This window comes from Pseudomonas sp. dw_612 (genome assembly GCF_018449725.1).
Taxonomy (GTDB): Bacteria; Pseudomonadota; Gammaproteobacteria; order Pseudomonadales; family Pseudomonadaceae; genus Aquipseudomonas.
Genome location: NZ_JAAVVC010000001.1, coordinates 524,436 through 544,557 on the forward strand (window position 1 = coordinate 524,436; position 20,122 = coordinate 544,557).

The 20,122-nt window shown below is 60.3% G+C and carries 14 protein-coding genes; 6 read left to right on the plus strand and 8 right to left on the minus strand.

Annotated features, from left to right (window positions below; all coding sequences use genetic code 11):
* Positions 1-91: 91 nt before the first annotated feature.
* Positions 92-2,467, minus strand: a complete 2,376-nt coding sequence (gene ppsA, locus HB680_RS02395; protein ID WP_213936965.1) for a phosphoenolpyruvate synthase — start codon at positions 2,465-2,467, stop codon at positions 92-94.
* 175 nt (positions 2,468-2,642) lie between these two features.
* Here ppsA and HB680_RS02400 point away from each other — a divergent pair, with 175 nt between their 5' ends.
* A complete protein-coding gene (locus HB680_RS02400; RefSeq protein ID WP_213936966.1) occupies positions 2,643-3,461 on the plus strand; it encodes a pyruvate, water dikinase regulatory protein in 819 nt (272 codons plus the stop codon).
* Between the two features lie 123 nt (positions 3,462-3,584).
* Here the strand turns inward: HB680_RS02400 and HB680_RS02405 are convergent, their stop codons facing one another.
* Positions 3,585-4,994 (minus strand): PLP-dependent aminotransferase family protein, encoded by a 1,410-nt coding sequence (locus HB680_RS02405; protein ID WP_213936967.1) that lies wholly within the window; start codon positions 4,992-4,994, stop codon positions 3,585-3,587.
* Positions 4,995-5,131: 137 nt separating this feature from the next.
* Between HB680_RS02405 and HB680_RS02410 the strand changes: the two genes are divergently transcribed.
* Positions 5,132-6,019 carry an EamA family transporter gene (locus HB680_RS02410; protein ID WP_213937105.1) on the plus strand — a complete coding sequence of 296 codons (888 nt, stop codon included), beginning with the start codon at positions 5,132-5,134 and terminating at the stop codon, positions 6,017-6,019.
* A gap of 94 nt (positions 6,020-6,113) precedes the next feature.
* Here the strand turns inward: HB680_RS02410 and prpD are convergent, their stop codons facing one another.
* The 6 genes from prpD to HB680_RS02440 all read right to left on the minus strand — a co-directional run bounded on the left by prpD (position 6,114) and on the right by HB680_RS02440 (position 14,893).
* A complete protein-coding gene (gene prpD, locus HB680_RS02415) occupies positions 6,114-7,598 on the minus strand; it encodes a 2-methylcitrate dehydratase (RefSeq protein WP_213936968.1) in 1,485 nt (494 codons plus the stop codon).
* A 288-nt stretch (positions 7,599-7,886) separates the two neighbouring features.
* The gene (gene prpF, locus HB680_RS02420) at positions 7,887-9,077 is read right to left on the minus strand and encodes a 2-methylaconitate cis-trans isomerase PrpF (protein WP_213936969.1); all 1,191 of its coding nucleotides are present in this window, start codon (positions 9,075-9,077) and stop codon (positions 7,887-7,889) included.
* A 54-nt stretch (positions 9,078-9,131) separates the two neighbouring features.
* On the minus strand, positions 9,132-11,723 hold the full coding sequence (gene acnD / locus HB680_RS02425) for a Fe/S-dependent 2-methylisocitrate dehydratase AcnD (RefSeq protein WP_213936970.1): 2,592 nt from the start codon (positions 11,721-11,723) through the stop codon (positions 9,132-9,134).
* A gap of 209 nt (positions 11,724-11,932) precedes the next feature.
* A complete protein-coding gene (gene prpC / locus HB680_RS02430; protein WP_213936971.1) occupies positions 11,933-13,060 on the minus strand; it encodes a 2-methylcitrate synthase in 1,128 nt (375 codons plus the stop codon).
* A 226-nt stretch (positions 13,061-13,286) separates the two neighbouring features.
* On the minus strand, positions 13,287-14,177 hold the full coding sequence (gene prpB / locus HB680_RS02435) for a methylisocitrate lyase (protein ID WP_008146328.1): 891 nt from the start codon (positions 14,175-14,177) through the stop codon (positions 13,287-13,289).
* The gene (locus tag HB680_RS02440) at positions 14,174-14,893 is read right to left on the minus strand and encodes a GntR family transcriptional regulator (protein WP_213937106.1); all 720 of its coding nucleotides are present in this window, start codon (positions 14,891-14,893) and stop codon (positions 14,174-14,176) included. The genes prpB and HB680_RS02440 overlap by 4 nt, the downstream gene beginning before the upstream one ends.
* 307 nt (positions 14,894-15,200) lie before the next feature.
* Between HB680_RS02440 and HB680_RS02445 the strand changes: the two genes are divergently transcribed.
* The 4 genes from HB680_RS02445 to pabB all read left to right on the plus strand — a co-directional run bounded on the left by HB680_RS02445 (position 15,201) and on the right by pabB (position 20,022).
* Positions 15,201-15,737, plus strand: a complete 537-nt coding sequence (locus HB680_RS02445; protein ID WP_054053979.1) for an ATP-dependent zinc protease — start codon at positions 15,201-15,203, stop codon at positions 15,735-15,737.
* 5 nt (positions 15,738-15,742) lie between these two features.
* Positions 15,743-17,275, plus strand: a complete 1,533-nt coding sequence (locus HB680_RS02450) for an inactive transglutaminase family protein (RefSeq protein ID WP_213936972.1) — start codon at positions 15,743-15,745, stop codon at positions 17,273-17,275.
* Entirely contained in the window at positions 17,275-18,261 is a 987-nt protein-coding gene (locus tag HB680_RS02455; RefSeq protein ID WP_213936973.1) for an alpha-L-glutamate ligase-like protein, read from the plus strand. The genes HB680_RS02450 and HB680_RS02455 overlap by 1 nt, the downstream gene beginning before the upstream one ends.
* A gap of 423 nt (positions 18,262-18,684) precedes the next feature.
* Positions 18,685-20,022 carry an aminodeoxychorismate synthase component I gene (pabB, locus tag HB680_RS02460; protein ID WP_213936974.1) on the plus strand — a complete coding sequence of 446 codons (1,338 nt, stop codon included), beginning with the start codon at positions 18,685-18,687 and terminating at the stop codon, positions 20,020-20,022.
* Positions 20,023-20,122: the final 100 nt, after the last annotated feature.

The following is a 20,122-nucleotide window of genomic DNA, read 5'->3' on the forward strand; positions in this document are numbered from 1 at the left end:
TGTAGAAGCGCAGCTTGCTGGCGATGGCGATTTTGAAGACGCCATCGCGGGCAAGCCTTGCTCCTACAGAGAGCGGTCCGCTCACACACCATCAGGCCGAAGCTTGGCCTTCAGCCAGGAAGAACCAGGTTTCCAGTACGGAATCGGGGTTCAGCGAAACGCTTTCGATGCCCTGCTCCATCAGCCATTTGGCCAGGTCCGGGTGATCCGAAGGACCCTGACCGCAAATGCCGATGTACTTGCCCGCCTTGTTGCAGGCCTGGATCGCATTGGCCAGCAGCTTCTTGACCGCCGGATTACGCTCGTCGAACAGGTGAGCGATGATCCCGGAGTCACGGTCCAGGCCCAGGGTCAGTTGGGTCAGGTCGTTGGAGCCGATCGAGAAGCCGTCGAAGAATTCGAGGAATTCTTCGGCGAGGATCGCGTTGGACGGCAGTTCACACATCATGATGATGCGCAGACCGTTTTCGCCGCGAGCCAGACCGTTTTCGGCCAGCAGATCGATCACTTGGCTCGCTTCGCCCAAGGTACGGACGAAGGGCACCATGATTTCAACGTTGGTCAGGCCCATCTCATTGCGCACACGTTTCAGCGCGCGGCATTCGAGTTCGAAGCAATCGCGGAACGCTTCGCTGATGTAACGCGAAGCACCACGGAAGCCCAGCATCGGGTTTTCTTCTTCCGGCTCGTAGAGCTTGCCGCCGATCAGGTTCGCGTATTCGTTGGACTTGAAGTCCGACAGACGCACGATGACCTTTTTCGGGGTGAACGCTGCAGCCAGGGTGCTGATGCCTTCGACCAGTTTGTCGACATAGAAGCCAACCGGATCGTCGTAACCGGCGATGCGCTTGTCGACGCTGTCCTTGATGTCCTGCGGCAGACCGTCGTAGTTCAACAGCGCTTTGGGGTGAACCCCGATCATGCGGTTGATGATGAATTCCAGACGGGCCAGGCCCACACCGGCGTTCGGCAGTTGCGCGAAGTCGAAGGCGCGGTCCGGGTTGCCGACGTTCATCATGATCTTGAACGGCAGATCAGGCATGGCGTCCACGGAGTTTTTCTTGATGTCGAAGCCCAGTTCGCCTTCGAAGATGTAACCGGTGTCGCCTTCCGCGCAGGAAACGGTCACGCCCTGGCCGTCTTTCAACAGCTGGGTGGCGTTGCCGCAACCGACCACGGCCGGGATGCCCAGCTCGCGAGCGATGATCGCGGCGTGGCAGGTACGGCCGCCACGGTTGGTGACGATGGCGCTGGCGCGCTTCATGACCGGTTCCCAGTCCGGGTCGGTCATGTCGGAAACCAGAACGTCGCCGGGCTGGACTTTGTCCATCTCAGACACGTCCTTGATGATGCGGACCTTGCCGGCGCCGATGCGCTGGCCGATGGCACGACCTTCAACCAGCACGGTGCCGGTTTCTTTCAGCAGGTAACGTTCCATGACGTTGGCCTGGGTGCGGCTCTTCACGGTTTCAGGACGGGCCTGAACGATGTAAAGCTTGCCGTCGTCGCCGTCCTTGGCCCACTCGATGTCCATCGGGCACTTGTAGTGCTTCTCGATGATCATCGCTTGCTTGGCCAGCTCGCTGACTTCGGCGTCGGTCAGGCAGAAACGTGCACGATCCGCCTTGTCCACGTCGATGGTCTTGACCGACTTGCCGGCCGTGGCCACTTCGCCGTAGATCATCTTGATGGCCTTGCTGCCCAGGTTACGGCGCAGGATCGCCGGACGACCGGCTTCAAGGGTTTGTTTGTGAACATAGAATTCGTCCGGGTTAACCGCGCCTTGTACGACGGTTTCGCCCAGGCCGTAGGCGCCGGTGATAAACACCACGTCACGGAAACCGGATTCGGTATCGAGGGTGAACATCACGCCGGCGGTGCCGGTTTCGGAGCGGACCATGCGCTGCACACCGGCCGACAGGGCCACCAGCTTGTGATCGAAGCCCTGGTGGACGCGGTAGGAAATGGCGCGGTCGTTGAACAGTGAAGCGAACACCTCTTTGGCGGCGCGAATGACGTTTTCGACACCACGGATGTTCAGGAAAGTTTCCTGCTGACCGGCGAAGGAAGCGTCCGGCAGGTCTTCGGCGGTAGCGGAAGAACGCACGGCCACGGCCATGTCAGGGTTGCCGGCCGACAGCGTGGTGAACGCAGTGCGGATCTCGGCGTTGAGCTTCTCGGGGAACTCGGCTTCCATGATCCACTTGCGGATCTGGGCGCCGGTCTTGGCCAGGGCGTTGACATCATCGACGTCCAGGGCGTCGAGGGCGGCATGGATCTGATCGTTCAGGCCGCTCAGTTCCAGAAAATCACGATAAGCCTGAGCTGTCGTGGCGAAGCCACCGGGCACCGATACACCGGCACCTGCAAGGTTACTGATCATCTCGCCCAGGGATGCGTTCTTGCCCCCTACGTGCTCTACATCATGGACGCCGAGCTTATCGAGGGAAACTACGTACTCTACCAAGGTGATCTCTCCACTAACTGTGTTGGAAAAGCTCAGAAGCCGGCGGCTCGGGGGAGCCTTTGCCGACTGTATGGCCTGGACCTGGAAAATAAGTGAGAATGCGGGCCAACCGGCGGCCTACAAATCGCGTCTATCATATCCAGAAATCTTCACTAGCTTAAGGCCCAAGGTGCAAATGAAACGATCTGCTTTCTTCATCTCCGATGGCACGGGTATTACCGCCGAGACCCTCGGGCAAAGCCTGTTGGCGCAGTTCGAAAACATTACCTTCAGCAAATTCACGCGGCCCTACATCGACAACGTCGATAAGGCGCGGGCCATGGTACAACAAATCAACAAAGCCGCCGAAAACGATGGTTTTCGTCCGATTATTTTCGACACCATCGTCAATCAGGACATTCGTGAGATCCTCGCAACGTCCAATGGTTTCATGATCGACATTTTCTCGACCTTCCTGGCGCCGCTTGAACAGGAACTGACCGAGCATTCTTCCTACACCGTCGGCAAGTCCCACTCCATCGGCAGCAACACCAATTACATGGAGCGAATCGAGGCGGTGAACTTCGCCCTGGACAACGATGACGGTGCGCGCACGCATTATTACGACAAGGCCGATCTGATCCTAGTGGGCGTGTCGCGTTGTGGTAAGACACCGACGTGCCTGTACATGGCCATGCAATTCGGCATCCGCGCCGCCAACTATCCGCTGACCGAAGACGACATGGAGCGCCTGACCCTGCCGTCCGCGCTGCGCGCCCACCAGCACAAGCTGTTCGGCCTGACCATCGACCCGGACCGCCTCACCGCGATCCGCAACGAACGCAAGCCCAACAGCCGCTATTCGAGCTATGCCCAGTGCGAATTCGAAGTGCGCGAAGTGGAGAATCTGTTCCGCCGCGAGAACATTCCGCACATCAATTCCACGCATTTTTCCGTGGAAGAGATTTCGGCGAAGATTCTGGTGGAGAAAGGGGTGGAACGGCGGTTCAAGTAGTTTTGTAGCGCTTGTAAGGGCGCCTTCGCGAGCAAGCCCGCTCCCACAGTGGATCGTCGTCGAACACACATGCCGTGTTCACTGAAGATCTACTGTGGGAGCGGGCTTGCTCGCGAAGAACGATCACACGGTTTCTGTTAATGCCCCCACCAACGCTTCAAAACCTCGCAGCAACATCCGATCATCCCCCGCCGAATGACACACACTCGCCCGAATAAACTGCGGCACCGCCCCGTGCCCCACCGCAAACGCCTCGGCGGTGGCCACCAGGTAATTATTTTCCTTAAGCTCCGCCGCAATCTGCGACGCGCGCCACGGCTCGGGCACTTCGATCCAGAAGTGCGGGCTATGGGGATGCGTCTTGTAGCTGACGTCTTCTAACACGCCGCTGACCAACCGCTTGCGGCGGCTGATTTCAGCAATCTGCTGCCCCAGCAACTGTTTGGCGATACCGTTTTCGATCCACGCCGTCGCCAGTTCCATCGACAGCGGACTGGCCATCCAGCAGGTCCCGCGCACCGCCGCGCTCAAACGTCCGATCAACGGTTGCGGCGCATGCAGATAACCCACGCGCAAACCGGCGGAAACCGCTTTGCTCAGGCTACCGATCAGCACCGAGCGTTCCGGAGCAAAATGGCTCAAGGGCAAGGGACGCTGCTGCGCCAGCACGGCATGGGCTTCGTCTTCGATGATCAGCAGGTTGTGTTGGCGACAGACCTCGGCAATCGCCTCGCGCCGTGGGACCGACATCACCGCCGCCGTAGGATTCTGGATGGTCGGCGTGCAGTACACCGCCGCTACCCGATGCTGCTGGCAAACGTCCGACAGGCGTTCAGGCAACAAACCTTCGTCATCCATCCCGACGCCGATGAGTTTTACCCCAAGCATGCGTGCGACGCTGATCAAACCGGGGTAGGTCAAATGCTCGGTCACCAGCGTGTCGCCGGGCTTGAGCAGCGCCATCAACACGCAGAGCAAGCCATGCTGGCCGCCGTTGACGCAAATCACCTGCTCGGCATTCGGCACAAAGGCCTGGTGCCGCAGCCAATGGGCGCCGGCCTCTCGGTGGCGCGGTAATCCGCCATCGGCCGTATAGCCGCTGAGAAATTGCAAGGTCTGCGGGTCGCCGGCCAGGGTCTGCAAACTCTGACTTAGAAACGCGGCTTCCTGCCCTGGGATCGGCTGATTCCGGCTCATATCGAAGTACGGCTGGGGTTCATCGCTGACATTGCGAAAGCCACTGTCCCGCAGTCGTTCCATCCCGCGCTGACGCACATAAGTGCCATCTCCGACACGGGCCACCACCAACCCGACCCGCTCCAGTTCGCCATACGCGCGACTGATGGTGCCGATGGTTACGCCCAGGCTGTCCGCCAACAATCGATGGGGCGGCAATTTGCTACCGGCCTCTATCAAACCTTCGCCAATGCTTTTTTCCAAAGCCTCGGCCAAGCGTTTGTACTTGACGCCGCGCCCATGGGCCAAGCCTTCACGCAGGATTGACACCGTGGCAATACTTACTTTGACAGTCATTTCCATCCCGAATAGCGTGCTGAAAACAGGTTCAATCAGGGATAGACCTTTTCCGTTATCAGGTCAATTCCGGCGACCCAAGGAGCACGACCATGTCGATTGCCATCAGCACGCCGTCCATCACGGGAAAACCCTGGCTGGCGGGATTGATCACCAGCATTTTGTTTCTGATCGTATGCCTGAGCTGGGGCACCACGTGGCTGGGGATCAAGATCGCCGTCGAAAGCGTGCCCCCCCTGACCGCCGCCGGCCTGCGCTTTCTGATCGCGTTTCCGCTGTTCTTGAGCTTCGCCCTGCTGCGCCGCGAACCGCTGCTGTTTCCACGGCAAAGTCGCTGGTTTTTCGTGTTCGTCACCTTGTCGTACTTCAGCCTGCCGTATTACTTGCTCAACTACGGCGAGATGCACGTTTCGTCTGGCCTGACCGCGCTGCTGTTCAGTTGCATGCCGGTGTTCATCCTGATTTTTTCCGCAGTGTTGTTGCGGGAGAAAATCTACCCTTCGCAAGTGATTGGCATCGCCATCGGCTTTGGCAGTTTGTTCATGATTATCCGCAGCCAGGGCCTGCACCTGGACCACGCTGAATTCTTCGGTGTGCTGGCGATTCTGGCGGCGGCGCTGATGCATGCGTTGTGTTACGTGGTCACCAAGAAACAAGGCACGGCGATCAGCGTGATTACCTACAACACGCTGCCCATCGGCCTGGCCGGATTGATGCTGTTTGTTGCGGGGTTGAGCGTTGAGGCGCCGGTGTTCGACGACATCACCACGCGCTCGTGGGGCGCCCTGCTCTATCTGGGGCTGGTAGCGTCGGTGGGCGGGTTTATCGTTTACTTTTTACTGCTCAAACGCCTGAGCCCGATCATTTTGTCGTTCGTGTTTATTATTTTTCCGGTGTTCGCGGTGGTGATTGGTGCCTGGTATGAGGGGCAGAGTATTTCGCAGGAGTTGATGATTTATTCGGCGGTGTTGCTGGCGGGGTTTGCCATCACCAAATTGCCTGTCGAGAAATGGCTCAAATCCTGAGCACGCCCCCCCCTTCTGCAGGAGCAAGGCTTGCCCGTGATGGCTGTCTTGAGAGCGCCATCGCGAGCAAGCTTTGCTCCTACGGGGATCGGTGTCAGATCACGAAAAGATCAACAAACCGGTTAACCGGCGTTGCTTCCAGCGCAGCCTGATCCTTGCACAACGCAAAAATCTCGGCACTGCGCTGACCGGTGAAACGCGTCGCGAGGTTGGCCTTGAACTTGTCTTCCAACAGCGGAATGCCATCGGTACGGCGGCGACGATGGCCAATCGGGTACTCGACCACGACGTTCTCGGTGCTGGAGCCGTCCTTGAAAAATACCTGGATCGCGTTGGCGATGGAACGCTTGTCGGCCTCCAGGTATTCGCGGGTGAAACGCGGCTCTTCGACAATGACCATTTTCTCCCGCAGTACATCGATGATCGGGTGCGCGGTGTGGAAGTCGTCTTCGTACTGCTCGGCCACCAGATTGCCGAAGGCCAGCGGCACGGCGGTCATGTACTGGATGCAGTGATCGCGGTCAGCGGCATTGGCCAATGGGCCGACCTTGGAAATGATGCGGATCGCCGATTCGTGGGTGGTGATCACGATCCTGTCGATTTCGTGCAGGCGATTCCTGACGTGCGGATGCAAGGTCACCGCGGCTTCGCACGCCGTTTGTGCGTGGAACTCGGCGGGAAAGCTGATTTTAAACAGCACGTTTTCCATCACGTAGCTGCCGTACTGGCGAGAGAAACTGAAAGCGCGTTTGTCTTCGGGTTTTAGCGCCAGATCGTTATTGGTGTGGCTGAACAACACGTCGTAGAAGCCCCACTGCCTGGCGGTCAGGACGCCGGGAATGCCCATCTCGCCGCGCATCGCAATGTCCGCGAGACGCACGCCACGGCTGGAAGCATCGCCCGCCGCCCAGGATTTGCGCGACCCGGCGTTCGGCGCATGGCGATAAGTGCGTAGCGCCTGTCCGTCAGCGAAGGCGTGAGACAGCGCCGACAGCAACTGCTCGCGATTGGCGCCCATGAGTTTGGCGGTGACGGCGGTCGAGGCGACTTTCACCAGCAACACGTGATCGAGGCCTACACGGTTGAAGGAGTTTTCCAGCGCGATCACGCCCTGAATCTCATGGGCCATGATCATTGCTTCGAGCACCGCGCGGATCGTCAGCGGCGCGTCGCCGTTAGCCAGGCGTTTTTGCGACAGGTGATCCGCCACCGCGAGAATCCCGCCGAGGTTATCCGACGGATGTCCCCATTCGGCAGCGAGCCAGGTGTCGTTGTAATCGAGCCAGCGCACGATGCAGCCGATGTCCCACGCGGCTTTGACCGGATCGAGACGAAAAGCGGTGCCGGGCACACGGGCGCCGAACGGCACGACGGTGCCTTCGACGATCGGGCCCAGGTGTTTGGTGCATTCGGGAAAGCGCAGGGCCAGCAGGCCACAGCCGAGGGTGTCCATCAGGCAGTTGCGGGCGGTGTCGAGTGCTTCTGTGGACTCGATCTTGTAGTTGAGGACGTAGTCAGCGATGTCCTGCAGGACTGTGTCGTAGTCGGGGCGGTTGTTCAGGTCGACGTTGGCGCTCATTCGGGGTTACTCCAGTGAAGGAATGATTGGGTTGTTGTGTTCCTCAGCGGCAGGTTGGGTTAGTTTTTGCAGGTCTGGGGTGCCTGCTTGATGTGTATTTTTTCAGGTGCATCGACCCCTCACCCCAACCCTCTCCCCAAAGGGGAGAGGGGGAAAGGGAGCCGATCTCCATGCTTTTCAACACTTGAGTTCGGCTCGGAATGGCAGGTCGCTGTTGCTATCAAGAACAACTCGGTCAGCCCCCTCTCCCCTCTGGGGAGAGGGTTGGGGTGAGGGGTGGTTTTCGGATCAGAAAGAATCGCCAGGAATACGCACGAACCCTTCCATCAACACCCGCGCACTGCGGCTCATGATGGCTTTGTTCACGGTCCATTCGCCGTTCACTTGGCTGGCTTCAGCGCCTACACGCAAGGTGCCGCTCGGATGCCCGAAGCGCACCGCGTTGCGTTCAACGCCGCCGGCCGCAAGGTTCACCAACGTCCCGGAAATCGCCGCCGCCGTGCCAATCGCCACTGCCGCCGTGCCCATCATCGCGTGGTGCAATTTGCCCATGGACAACGCACGCACCAGCAGGTCGACATCCCCCGCCGCAATCGCCTTGCCGCTGGACGCCACGTAGTCCCCAGGCTTGGCCACGAACGCCACTTTCGGCGTGTGCTGCCGCTTGGCCGCTTCGTCCAGATCCTTGATCAGGCCCATGCGCAACGCGCCATAGGCACGGATGGTTTCGAACATCGCCAGGGCTTTCGGGTCGCCGTTGATTGCGCCTTGCAACTCGGTGCCCTTGTAGCCGAGGTCTTCGGCGTTGATGAAGATCGTCGGGATGCCGGCATTGATCATGGTCGCCTTGAAGGTGCCGATGCCGGGCACTTCGAGGTCGTCTATCAGGTTGCCAGTGGGGAACATCGAACCGCCGCCGCCCTCTTCTTCCGCTGCCGGGTCCATGAACTCCACCTGCACTTCGGCGGCCGGGAAGGTCACGCCGTCGAGTTCGAAATCACCGGTTTCCTGCACTTCGCCGTTGGTGATCGGCACGTGGGCGATGATGGTTTTGCCGATGTTGGCCTGCCACACGCGCACCACGGCCACGCCGTTGTGCGGAATGCGGCTGGCGTCCACCAGACCATTGCTGATGGCAAACGAACCGACCGCTGCCGACAGGTTGCCGCAGTTGCCGCTCCAGTCGACGAATGGCTTGTCGATGGAGACCTGACCAAACAGGTAATCGACGTCGTGATCGGCCTTGATGCTTTTCGACAGGATCACGGTTTTGCTGGTGCTGGAGGTCGCGCCGCCCATGCCGTCGATTTGCTTGTCGTACGGGTCGGGGCTGCCGATGACGCGCAGCAATAATGCATCGCGCGCCGGACCGGGAATCTGTGCCGCTTCGGGCAGGTCTTTCAGGCTAAAGAACACGCCTTTGCTGGTGCCGCCGCGCATGTAGGTGGCGGGAATTTTGATTTGAGGTACGTGAGCCATGTCATTCCTCTATTGGCCGACAGGGGACGTGAAATCCCCTGCGGCCCTGAATTTTTAAACGGCGACTGCCGATTCAAGGAAGTCCTGAGCAAAGCGCTGCAACACGCCGCCCGCCTCATAGATCGACACCTCTTCAGCCGTGTCGAGACGGCAAGTCACCGGCACTTCAACCCGCTCGCCATTCAGGCGATTGATCACCAACGTCAACTGCGCACGCGGGGTGCGGTCGCCGATCACGTCGTAAGTTTCGCTGCCATCGATGCCCAGTGTGTGGCGATCGGTGCCCGGCAAAAACTCCAGCGGCAACACGCCCATGCCCACCAGATTGGTGCGGTGAATGCGCTCGAAACCTTCGGCGGCAATCGCTTCCACACCGGCCAGGCGCACGCCCTTCGCCGCCCAGTCCCGGGACGAGCCCTGGCCGTAGTCGGCACCGGCAATGATGATCAGCGGCTGCTTGCGTTCCATGTAGGTTTCGATGGCTTCCCACATGCGCATGACCTGGCCTTCCGGCTCGACGCGGGCCAGCGAACCCTGCTTGACCTTGCCGTTTTCCTGGACCATTTCATTGAACAGTTTCGGGTTGGCAAAGGTCGCGCGCTGCGCGGTCAAGTGGTCGCCACGGTGGGTCGCGTAGGAGTTGAAGTCTTCTTCCGGCAAGCCCATTTTCGCCAGGTATTCACCCGCCGCGCTGTCGAGCATGATCGCGTTCGACGGCGACAGGTGATCGGTGGTGATGTTGTCCGGCAGCACCGCCAGCGGGCGCATACCCTTGAGCGGACGCGCGCCGGCCAGCGCGCCTTCCCAGTACGGCGGACGGCGAATGTAGGTGCTCATCTCGCGCCAGTCGTACAGCGGCGTGACTTTCGGGCCGGTGTCTTCGTGGATGGCGAACATCGGAATGTAGACCTGGCGGAACTGCTCCGGCTTCACCGAGGCTTTCACCACCGCGTCGATTTCTTCGTCGCTCGGCCAGATGTCTTTCAGGCGAATTTCCTTGCCATCGACCACGCCCAATACATCTTTTTCGATGTCGAAACGGATGGTCCCGGCGATGGCGTAAGCGACCACCAATGGCGGCGACGCGAGGAACGCATTCTTGGCGTACGGGTGAATCCGCCCGTCGAAGTTGCGGTTGCCCGAGAGCACGGCGGTGGCATACAAATCGCGGTCGATGATTTCTTGCTGAATCACCGGATCGAGTGCGCCGGACATGCCATTGCAGGTGGTGCAGGCGAACGCGACGATGCCGAAACCGAGCTGCTCCAGTTCCGTGGTCAGGCCCGCTTCGTCGAGGTACAGCGCGACGGTTTTCGAACCCGGCGCCAGGGACGATTTGACCCACGGCTTGCGGGTCAACCCGAGCTTGTTGGCATTGCGCGCCAGCAGGCCGGCGGCGATGACGTTGCGTGGGTTGCTGGTGTTGGTGCAACTGGTGATGGCGGCGATGATCACCGCGCCGTCCGGCATCTGGCCGGGCACTTCGGTCCATTGGCCGGAGATGCCTTGGGCAGCGAGATCGGAGGTTGCGACGCGAGCGTGCGGGTTGCTCGGCCCGGCCATGTTGCGCACCACCGAGGACAGGTCGAAGCTCAAGCCGCGCTCGTATTGCGCATGCTTCAGGCTGTCAGCCCACAGGCCGGTGGTCTTGGCGTAGTTCTCGACAAGCGCTACCTGCTCGTCTTCACGGCCGGTGAGTTTGAGGTAGTCGACGGTCTGCTGATCGATGTAGAACATCGCAGCGGTGGCGCCGTACTCCGGGGCCATGTTGGAAATGGTTGCGCGGTCGCCGAGGGTCAGCGCCGAAGCGCCTTCGCCGAAGAATTCCAGCCAGGCGCCGACGACTTTTTGCTTGCGCAGGAACTCGGTCAGCGCCAGCACCATGTCGGTGGCGGTGATGCCCGGTTGCAGCTTGCCCGTCAGCTCGACGCCGACACTTTCTGGCAGGCGCATCCATGACGCGCGACCGAGCATCACGCTCTCGGCTTCCAGGCCACCGACGCCGATGGCGATCACGCCCAGGGCATCGACGTGCGGGGTGTGGCTGTCGGTGCCGACGCAGGTATCCGGGAATGCCACGCCGTCACGCACCTGGATCACCGGAGACATTTTCTCCAGGTTGATCTGGTGCATGATCCCGTTGCCCGGCGGGATCACATCAACGTTCTTGAAGGCTTTTTTGGTCCAGTTGATGAAGTGGAAACGGTCTTCGTTGCGACGGTCTTCGATGGCGCGGTTCTTCTCGAACGCCTCTGGGTCGAAACCACCGCGCTCGACGGCCAGGGAGTGATCGACGATCAATTGCGTCGGCACCACCGGGTTCACTTGCGCCGGGTCACCACCTTGCAGGGCGATGGCATCGCGCAGGCCGGCGAGGTCGACCAGGGCGGTCTGGCCGAGGATGTCATGGCAGACCACGCGCGCCGGGAACCATGGGAAGTCGAGGTCGCGCTTGCGTTCGATGAACTGCTTCAAGGAATCGGTGAGCGTGGCCGGGTCGCAGCGGCGCACCAGGTTTTCCGCGAGTACGCGGGAGGTATACGGCAGGGTGTCATAGGCGCCAGGCTGGATGGCATCGACCGCCGCACGGACGTCGAAGTAATCCAGATGGCTGCCGGGCAGCGGTTTGCGGAATTCTGTGTTCATCGGTCAGGACTCGGTCACGGTAGTTGCAAAAGGGGCGCGCCTGGCTCCGGACTTGAATTGAAACCGGGTCAAATGTGGGAGCGGGCTTGCTCGCGAAAGCGGTGTATCAGTCGACATAGATGTTGAATGTCAGTCCGTCTTCGCGAGCAAGCCCGCTCCCATAGGGGGTTCCGGTTCCTTCAGTTACCAGTGCTCAGGCCCTCCCCCAATCAGCGTTGTTCGATTGGCACGAACTTGCGCTGTTCGACGCCGACGTATTCGGCGCTCGGGCGGATGATGCGGTTGTTGGCTCGTTGTTCGAACACATGCGCGGCCCAGCCGGTCAGGCGCGAGCAGACGAAAATCGGGGTGAACAATTTGGTCGGGATGCCCATGAAGTGGTACGTCGACGCATGGTAGAAGTCGGCGTTCGGGAACAGTTTCTTTTGCTCCCACATGGTCTTGTCGATGGCTTCGGACACAGGGAACAGCACGGTGTCGCCCACTTCGTCCGCGAGTTTTTTCGACCAGCCTTTGATCACCTCGTTGCGCGGATCGTTGTCCTTATAGATCGCGTGGCCGAAACCCATGATCTTGTCTTTGCGCTCAAGCATGCCGAGGGTGCCTTTGATCGCCTCTTCCGGCGACTTGAAGCGCTCGATCATTTCCATCGCCGCTTCGTTGGCACCGCCGTGCAGCGGACCGCGCAGGGAGCCGATGGCGGCGGTGATGCAGGAGAACATGTCCGACAGGGTCGACGCGCAGACGCGGGCAGTGAAAGTCGAAGCGTTGAATTCGTGTTCCGCGTAGAGAATCAGCGACACGTTCATCACTTTGACGTGCAGATCGCTCGGCTTCTTGTCGTGCAGCAGGTGCAGGAAGTGGCCGCCAATCGTCTGCTCGTCGCTCACACAATTGATGCGCTTGCCGTCGTGGCTGAAGCGATACCAGTAGCACATGATCGCCGGGAACGCGGCCAGCAGGCGGTCGGTCACGTCGTGTTGGGCGGAGAAGTCTTTCTCCGGCTCGATGTTGCCCAGGAACGAGCAACCGGTGCGCATCACGTCCATCGGGTGGGCGTCGGCGGGGATGCGTTCCAGCACTTCTTTCAGGGCTTGCGGCAGGTCGCGCAGCTTGCTCAGTTTGCTGATGTAGCCATCCAGTTGCGCTTTGGTCGGCAGTTCGCCGTACAGCAGCAGGTAGGCGACTTCTTCGAACTGCGCGTCAGCCGCCAGTTCGCGAACATCGTAGCCACGATAGGTCAGGCCTGCGCCCGACTGGCCCACGGTGGACAGTGCGGTTTGCCCGGCCACCTGGCCACGGAGCCCGGCGCCACTGAGTACTTTTGCTTCAGCCATTGCTGTCTCCAATCTTGAAATTTTTAGGGAATCTGCAATTTCTTTCGGTTTACATCGCCCTCTGTAGCAGCTGTCGAGCACCGCGAGCCAGCGTCCGGCGGCGCAGCCGTCGTAAACCTGGCATACGCGGTATCACCGGAAAAACTCAATCGCCTGGTTCGGCGAGTCCTTGGGCCTCGGACGCAGCCTCGCAGGCTCGGCAGCTGCTACAAAAGCGCGTGTCTCATCATTTTTTCGCGGCGAACAACGCATCGAGCTTCTGCTCGAAGGTGTGGTAGTCGATGCGATCGTAAAGCTCCATGCGGGTTTGCATGGTGTCGATCACGTTCTGTTGCGTACCGTCGCGGCGGATCGCGGTGTAGACGTTTTCCGCCGCCTTGTTCATCGCGCGGAACGCCGACAATGGGTATAGCACCAGCGACACGTCGGCGGCGGCGAGTTGCTCGGTGGTGTACAGCGGCGTCGCGCCGAATTCGGTGATGTTGGCCAGGATCGGCGCTTTCACGCGGCTGGCGAACAGCTTGTACATGTCCAGTTCGGTGATGGCTTCCGGGAAGATCATGTCGGCGCCGGCCTCGATGCACGCCGCAGCGCGATCCAGGGCAGATTCCAGACCTTCGACGGCCAGCGCATCGGTACGCGCCATGATCACGAAGCTGTCATCGGTGCGGGCATCGACGGCGGCTTTGATGCGGTCGACCATTTCCTGCAGCGACACGATCTCTTTATTAGGACGGTGACCGCAGCGCTTGGCGCCGACCTGGTCTTCGATGTGAATCGCCGCCGCGCCGAACTTGATCATCGATTTGACGGTGCGCGCGACGTTGAATGCCGAGGAGCCGAAACCGGTGTCCACGTCCACCAGCAGCGGCAGGTCACAGACGTCAGTGATGCGGCGCACGTCAGTCAGCACGTCGTCCAGGCCGGTGATGCCCAGGTCCGGCACGCCGAGGGAGCCGGCAGCCACCCCGCCACCCGACAGGTAAATCGCCTTGAACCCGGCGCGTTTGGCCAGCAGCGCGTGGTTGGCGTTGATCGCGCCGACCACTTGCAACGGATGTTCGCTGGCGACCGCATCGCGGAAACGCTGGCCTGGAGTGCTCTTGTTGGAACTCATGACTCACCTCGTTCAGTGGCTGTCTTATTGGCGCCGTCCTGGTAGTGACGGGCGATATTGCGTTTGGAGGCGCCGATGTGACGGCGCATCAACAACTCGGCCAGCTCACCGTCACGGTCGGCGATGGCGTCGAGAATCCGGTGGTGCTCGGCAAAGGCCTGGCGCGGGCGATTGGGCGTGGTGGAAAACTGGATGCGGTACATGCGCACCAGTTGATAGAGCTCGCCGCAAAGCATCTGGGTCAGGGTGCGGTTGCCGCTGCCCTGGATGATCCGGTAATGAAAGTCGAAATCGCCTTCCTGCTGGTAGTAACCGACACCGGCCTGGAACGCCGCATCGCGCTCATGGGTTTCAAGGACCCGGCGCAACTCGTCGATTTCTTCGAGGGTCATGCGCTCGGCGGCCAGGCGACAGGCCATGCCTTCCAGTGATTCGCGGATTTCGTAGAGCTCCAGCAACTCGGCATGGCTCAGGGAAACGACGCGCGCACCGACGTGCGGTATGCGCACCAGCAGGCGTTGGCCTTCGAGACGGTGGATCGCTTCACGCAACGGCCCGCGGCTGATGCCATAGGTGCGGGCAAGCTCCGGTTCGGAGATCTTGCTGCCCGGGGCGATCTCGCCCTTGACGATGGCGGCCTGGATGCGCCGGAAGACGTTCTCGGACAGTGTTTCCGAATCGTCTTGCGCAACGACCGGGGGATCGAGTTGATCCAGCATATTGTCGACACCTTGTTAGCCAGTGCGGCAAAAACTAGCGAATACAGGCCGTATAGTCAAAGAATAAATAGAGACTGTCGACAATCGTCTAATAACCGCTTGCACCATAACGACGCAACACAGCGGTTTATAGCCCCCTGTCGGCGCTGGCGCCATAAAACCACCGTGCTAGAATGCCGCCCGCATTTGTTTGTCATTTGCATCTGCACGGCTTGTCATAAATAGCTGATAGGCATACGAGGGAGCTTGCGCAGCAATGCCAGGGCCTTGAATCGAAGTACGGACCGCTGCGCACCCAGGATTTATGAGACTCAAGCCCTTCCCCACCTTTCTTTATTTTCTGTTCCTGCCCGGTGTCGCCGCCGCGGGGGAAAAAACCGTGTACGGCCTCAACGAGTACGCCTCGTTGAACGGCATTGACCTGGAAGTCGCCGCCAAACTCGACACCGGGGCGAAAACCGCGTCGTTGAGCGCCCGCGACATCAAGCGTTTCAAACGCAATGGCGAATCCTGGGTACGCTTCTATCTGGCCATCGACGCCGCGCACTCGCACCCGATAGAACGGCCACTGGCCCGGGTCAGCAAAATCAAGCGCCGGGCCGGCGACTACGATCCGGAAGAAGGCAAGAAATACACGGCCCGCCCGGTGATCGAGCTGGACATCTGCATGGGTTCGGCGTTGCGCAGCATCGAAGTGAACCTGACCGACCGCAGCGCCTTCCAATACCCGCTCCTGATTGGCTCCGAAGCCCTTAAACGCTTCGATGCGCTGGTCGACCCCAGTCTTAAATACGCTGCTGGCAAACCCGCCTGCGCCACCGACGCTCATACCGCAGAGTAATTCCAATGCGCTCTATTAACCTCCACCTGAAAATCCTCATCGCCCTTCTGGTGGTGCTGGGCATTTCAGTTACGGCCTACCAGATCTTCGTGCTCGGCATTCCCGTCACCGAAGACGCCACGGACGACTTGTGGAACATCGACGCCAAGGTCGAGTTCGTCGCCAGTGCCAAAGACCCGGTCAAGATCCAGATGTTCGTGCCGCCCCTGAGCCGCGACTATGTGAGCCTGAACGAAAGCTTCATTTCCAATAACTATGGCGTGGCGGTGAACCGGGTCGATGGCAACCGCAAGGTCACCTGGTCGGCGCGTCGGGCCAAGGGCAACCAGACGCTGTATTACCGTCTCGTGCTGACCAAGCGCTACAGCGGCGAAAAATCCAAGATCAAAGGCCCGACCTTCCGCGACAGCATCGCCGTCGAAGGCGCAGAAAAAGTCGCCGCCGAAGCCTTGCTCGCGCCGATCCGCCAACACTCGGCTGACGTCGAAACCTTCGTCGGCGAAGCGATCAAGCGCGTCAATAATCTCAACGACGACAACGTGAAGCTGTTGCTCGGCGGCGATCCGTCCACCGCGAACAAAGCCCGGATCGTCGAGCTGGTCCTGTCCATTGCCCACGTGCCGGTGGAGAAAGTCCACACCATTCGTTTGGTCGCCGATCAGCCGCAAATGCCTGAACTGTGGCTGCGCAGTTTCAATGGCACCGACTGGCTGTACTTCAACCCGGAAACCGGCGAACAGGGCCTGCCGACCGACCGCCTGCTGTGGTGGACCGGCGACGAAAACCTGATCACCGTCGATGGCGGCAAAAAAGCCAACGTCACCTTCAGCCTGAACAACAGCGAAATGAACGCAATTCGCCTGGCCAAGCTGACCGACGAAAACACCGACGCCAACTTCCTCGAATACTCGCTGTACGGCCTGCCGCTGCAAACCCAGCAGACGTTCATGATCATGGTGATGATTCCGATTGGCGTGCTGGTGATCCTGATCCTGCGCAACCTGATCGGCCTGCAGACCCTCGGCACCTTTACCCCGGTGCTGATCGCCCTGGCCTTCCGCGAGACGCAACTGGGCTTCGGGATTGTGCTGTTTACCATCATTACGGCGCTGGGGCTGTCGCTGCGCTCCTACCTCGAACACTTGAAGCTGCAAATGCTGCCGAGGCTGTCGGTGGTGCTGACATTTGTCGTGGTGTTGATCGCGGCGATCAGCCTGTTCAGCCATAAACTTGGGCTGGAACGCGGGTTGTCGGTGGCGCTGTTCCCGATGGTGATTTTGACCATGACCATCGAACGCCTGTCGATCACCTGGGAAGAGCGCGGCGCCGGGCATGCCTTGAAAGTCGCGATCGGTACGCTGTTCGCCGCGTCCCTGGCGCACCTGATCATGAGCGTGCCGGAACTGGTCTACTTCGTGTTCACCTTCCCGGCAATCCTGTTGATCCTGGTGGGTTTCATGCTGGCCATGGGTCGCTATCGCGGCTATCGCCTGACCGAACTGGTGCGCTTCAAAGCGTTCCTCAAGGCTGATTCGTAATGTTCGGTTTCTGGAAGACCTGGAAGGCCCTGGAAGCCCGGGGCATCATGGGGATCAATCGGCGCAACGCGGACTACGTGCTCAAGTACAACAAGCGCAGCCTGTACCCGATTGTCGATGACAAGATCATCACCAAGGAACGCGCGATCGCCGCCGGCATCAATGTGCCGGAGCTGTACGGGATCATTTCCACCGAGAAGGAAATCGACAACCTCGACCAGATCATCGGCGGGCGCAGCGATTTCGTGATCAAACCGGCGCAGGGCGCGGGCGGCGACGGCATTATCGTGGTGGCCGACCGTTTCGAGGGCCGTTATCGCACGGTGTCCGGCAAGATCATCAGCCATGAGGAAATCGAGCACCATGTGTCGAGCATCCTCACCGGTCTGTATTCCCTGGGCGGCCACCGGGATCGGGCGCTGATCGAATACCGCGTCACGCCGGACCAGATTTTCAAGAGCATCAGCTACGAAGGCGTGCCCGACATCCGCATCATCGTGCTGATGGGTTACCCGGTCATGGCTATGTTGCGCCTGCCAACCCGCCAGTCCGGCGGCAAGGCCAACCTGCACCAGGGCGCCATTGGCGTCGGTGTAGACCTGGCGACTGGCTTGACCCTGCGCGGCACCTGGCTGAACAACATCATCACCAAACACCCGGACACCACCAACGCGGTGGATGGCGTGCAACTGCCCTACTGGGACGGTTTCATGAAACTCGCCGCGGGCTGCTATGAGCTGTGCGGCTTGGGTTACATCGGCGTGGACATGGTGCTCGACCAAGAGAAAGGGCCGCTGATTCTCGAGTTGAACGCCCGGCCGGGGTTGAACATCCAGATTGCCAATGATTGTGGGCTGACGTTGCGTACCCATGCGGTCGAGGCGCGGCTGGAAGAGTTGAAGGCTCGCGGGGTAATCGAGACCGTGCAGGAACGGGTGGAATTCGTGCAGGAGATGTTTGGGCATATTCCGCCGGTTGAGGGTTAGGTCTGGTTTTTTGGGGTTCAGTTAAATCCACCCCTCACCCCAACCCTCTCCCCAGAGGGGCGAGGGAGCTGACCGAGTAGTTTGGGCAAGTTGCATCGACCTGAAATATCGAGTCGAACTCAGGCTCTGAAAAGCCCCCCGATCTGCTCCCTTTCCCCAAGGGGTAGAGGGAACCGACCGAGTTGTTTATTCGAGCTACATCGACCTGAAATATCGAGTCGAACTCAGGTTCTGAAAAGCCCCCCGATCTGCTCCCTTTCCCCTCTCCCCTCTGGGGAGAGGGCTGGGGTGAGGGGTGGATTTTGATTCAGACGCCCATCTGGAATTACCACCTACCTGCCAATCCCCGACATCCCCTCTAGGAGCAATTCCTACAGAGGACTACAATCGCCACCCCGCCTCGATGGCTGATCCGCGCCGCTCATGTTGACCTGTTCCGTACACCCGCTCCCCTATCGCACCAACCCCGCCGACTACTTCGCGGCGATTCGTCATGCCCCCGGCGCCGTGCTGCTCGACAGCGGCCGCCCGAGTGCCGATCGCGGGCGTTTTGATGTACTCAGCGCCTGGCCGCTGGCGCAGTTGGCCGTGCTGCCGGACGAAAGCGGCGCCGATTTCCTGCAACGCTTGCGGGACAATCTGACGCAACTGGGCGAAGCGTCAGTGCCCGATGAACTGCCTTTCGCTGGAGGCCTGATCGGTTACCTGAGCTACGACTTCGGCCGTCATCTGGAAAACCTGCCGAGCCAGGCCCGGGACGACCTGCATCTGCCGGATGCGCGCTTCGGTCTGTATGGCTGGGCGCTGATCAGCGATCACCAACGGCTGACCAGTCAGTTGGTGTTTCACCCGACGCTGGCGGATAGCGAGCGTCAGCGTCTGGTCGCACTGTTCACTCAGCCGGCGACTGACCCGGTTACGCCGTTCAAGCTGAAGGCACCGATGAGCGCCGACCTCAGCGCCGACCAATATCGCCAGGCCCTTGAGCGGATCCAGCAGTACATTCAGTCCGGCGACTGTTATCAAGTCAACTTCGCCCAACGCTTTCGCGCGCAATGCCAAGGCGACCCATGGGCCGCGTATTGCGCACTGCGCGCCGCTTGCCCGACGCCGTTCTCCGGGTTCCAGAGCCTGCCCGACGGTGGCGCGGTGCTGAGCCTGTCGCCGGAGCGTTTCGTCAAAGTCAGCGAGCGACAGGTTGAAACCCGCCCGATCAAAGGCACCCGCCCGCGCGGCCTGACCCCGGCCGAAGACGCCGCGAATGCCGCCGAACTCCTGGCCAGCCCCAAGGACCGCGCGGAAAACCTGATGATCGTCGACCTGCTGCGCAATGACCTGGGCCGCACCTGCCGCATCGGTTCGGTGCGGGTGCCGGAGTTGTTCAGCCTGGAAAGCTATCCGAACGTGCATCATCTGGTGAGCAGCGTCACCGGCGAACTGGCCGATGACAAGGACGCCCTGGACCTGATCGCTGGCAGCTTCCCCGGCGGCTCGATTACCGGCGCGCCGAAAATCCGCGCGATGCAGATCATTGATGAACTGGAACCGACCCGTCGCGGGTTGTACTGCGGATCGTTGGTGTACCTGGACGTGCGCGGCGAGATGGACAGCTCCATCGCGATTCGCAGTTTGCTGGTCAAGGATGGGCAGGTGTGTTGCTGGGGTGGCGGCGGGATTGTCGCCGACTCGGAGTGGCAGGCCGAATATCAGGAATCGATTACCAAGGTGAAGGTGTTGCTCGATACCCTCCAGAACCTGTAACCAACGTCCCTCAATAGGATCTGTGGGGCCGTAGGCGCTGCCGAGTGAAACGAGGCTGCGATCTTTTGATCTTGTCTTTAAAAATCAAAATCAAAAGATC

Excerpts from the sequence above, each read along its gene's own strand:
- HB680_RS02400 (WP_213936966.1), top strand. The coding sequence starts at position 2,643 with ATGAAACGATCTGCTTTCTTCATCTCCGATGGCACGGGTATTACCGCC.
- HB680_RS02405 (WP_213936967.1), bottom strand. The coding sequence starts at position 4,994 with ATGACTGTCAAAGTAAGTATTGCCACGGTGTCAATCCTGCGTGAAGGC.
- prpD (WP_213936968.1), bottom strand. The coding sequence starts at position 7,598 with ATGAGCGCCAACGTCGACCTGAACAACCGCCCCGACTACGACACAGTC.
- prpF (WP_213936969.1), bottom strand. The coding sequence starts at position 9,077 with ATGGCTCACGTACCTCAAATCAAAATTCCCGCCACCTACATGCGCGGC.
- acnD (WP_213936970.1), bottom strand. The coding sequence starts at position 11,723 with ATGAACACAGAATTCCGCAAACCGCTGCCCGGCAGCCATCTGGATTAC.
- prpC (WP_213936971.1), bottom strand. The coding sequence starts at position 13,060 with ATGGCTGAAGCAAAAGTACTCAGTGGCGCCGGGCTCCGTGGCCAGGTG.
- prpB (WP_008146328.1), bottom strand. The coding sequence starts at position 14,177 with ATGAGTTCCAACAAGAGCACTCCAGGCCAGCGTTTCCGCGATGCGGTC.
- HB680_RS02445 (WP_054053979.1), top strand. The coding sequence starts at position 15,201 with ATGAGACTCAAGCCCTTCCCCACCTTTCTTTATTTTCTGTTCCTGCCC.
- HB680_RS02450 (WP_213936972.1), top strand. The coding sequence starts at position 15,743 with ATGCGCTCTATTAACCTCCACCTGAAAATCCTCATCGCCCTTCTGGTG.
- HB680_RS02455 (WP_213936973.1), top strand. The coding sequence starts at position 17,275 with ATGTTCGGTTTCTGGAAGACCTGGAAGGCCCTGGAAGCCCGGGGCATC.
- pabB (WP_213936974.1), top strand. The coding sequence starts at position 18,685 with ATGTTGACCTGTTCCGTACACCCGCTCCCCTATCGCACCAACCCCGCC.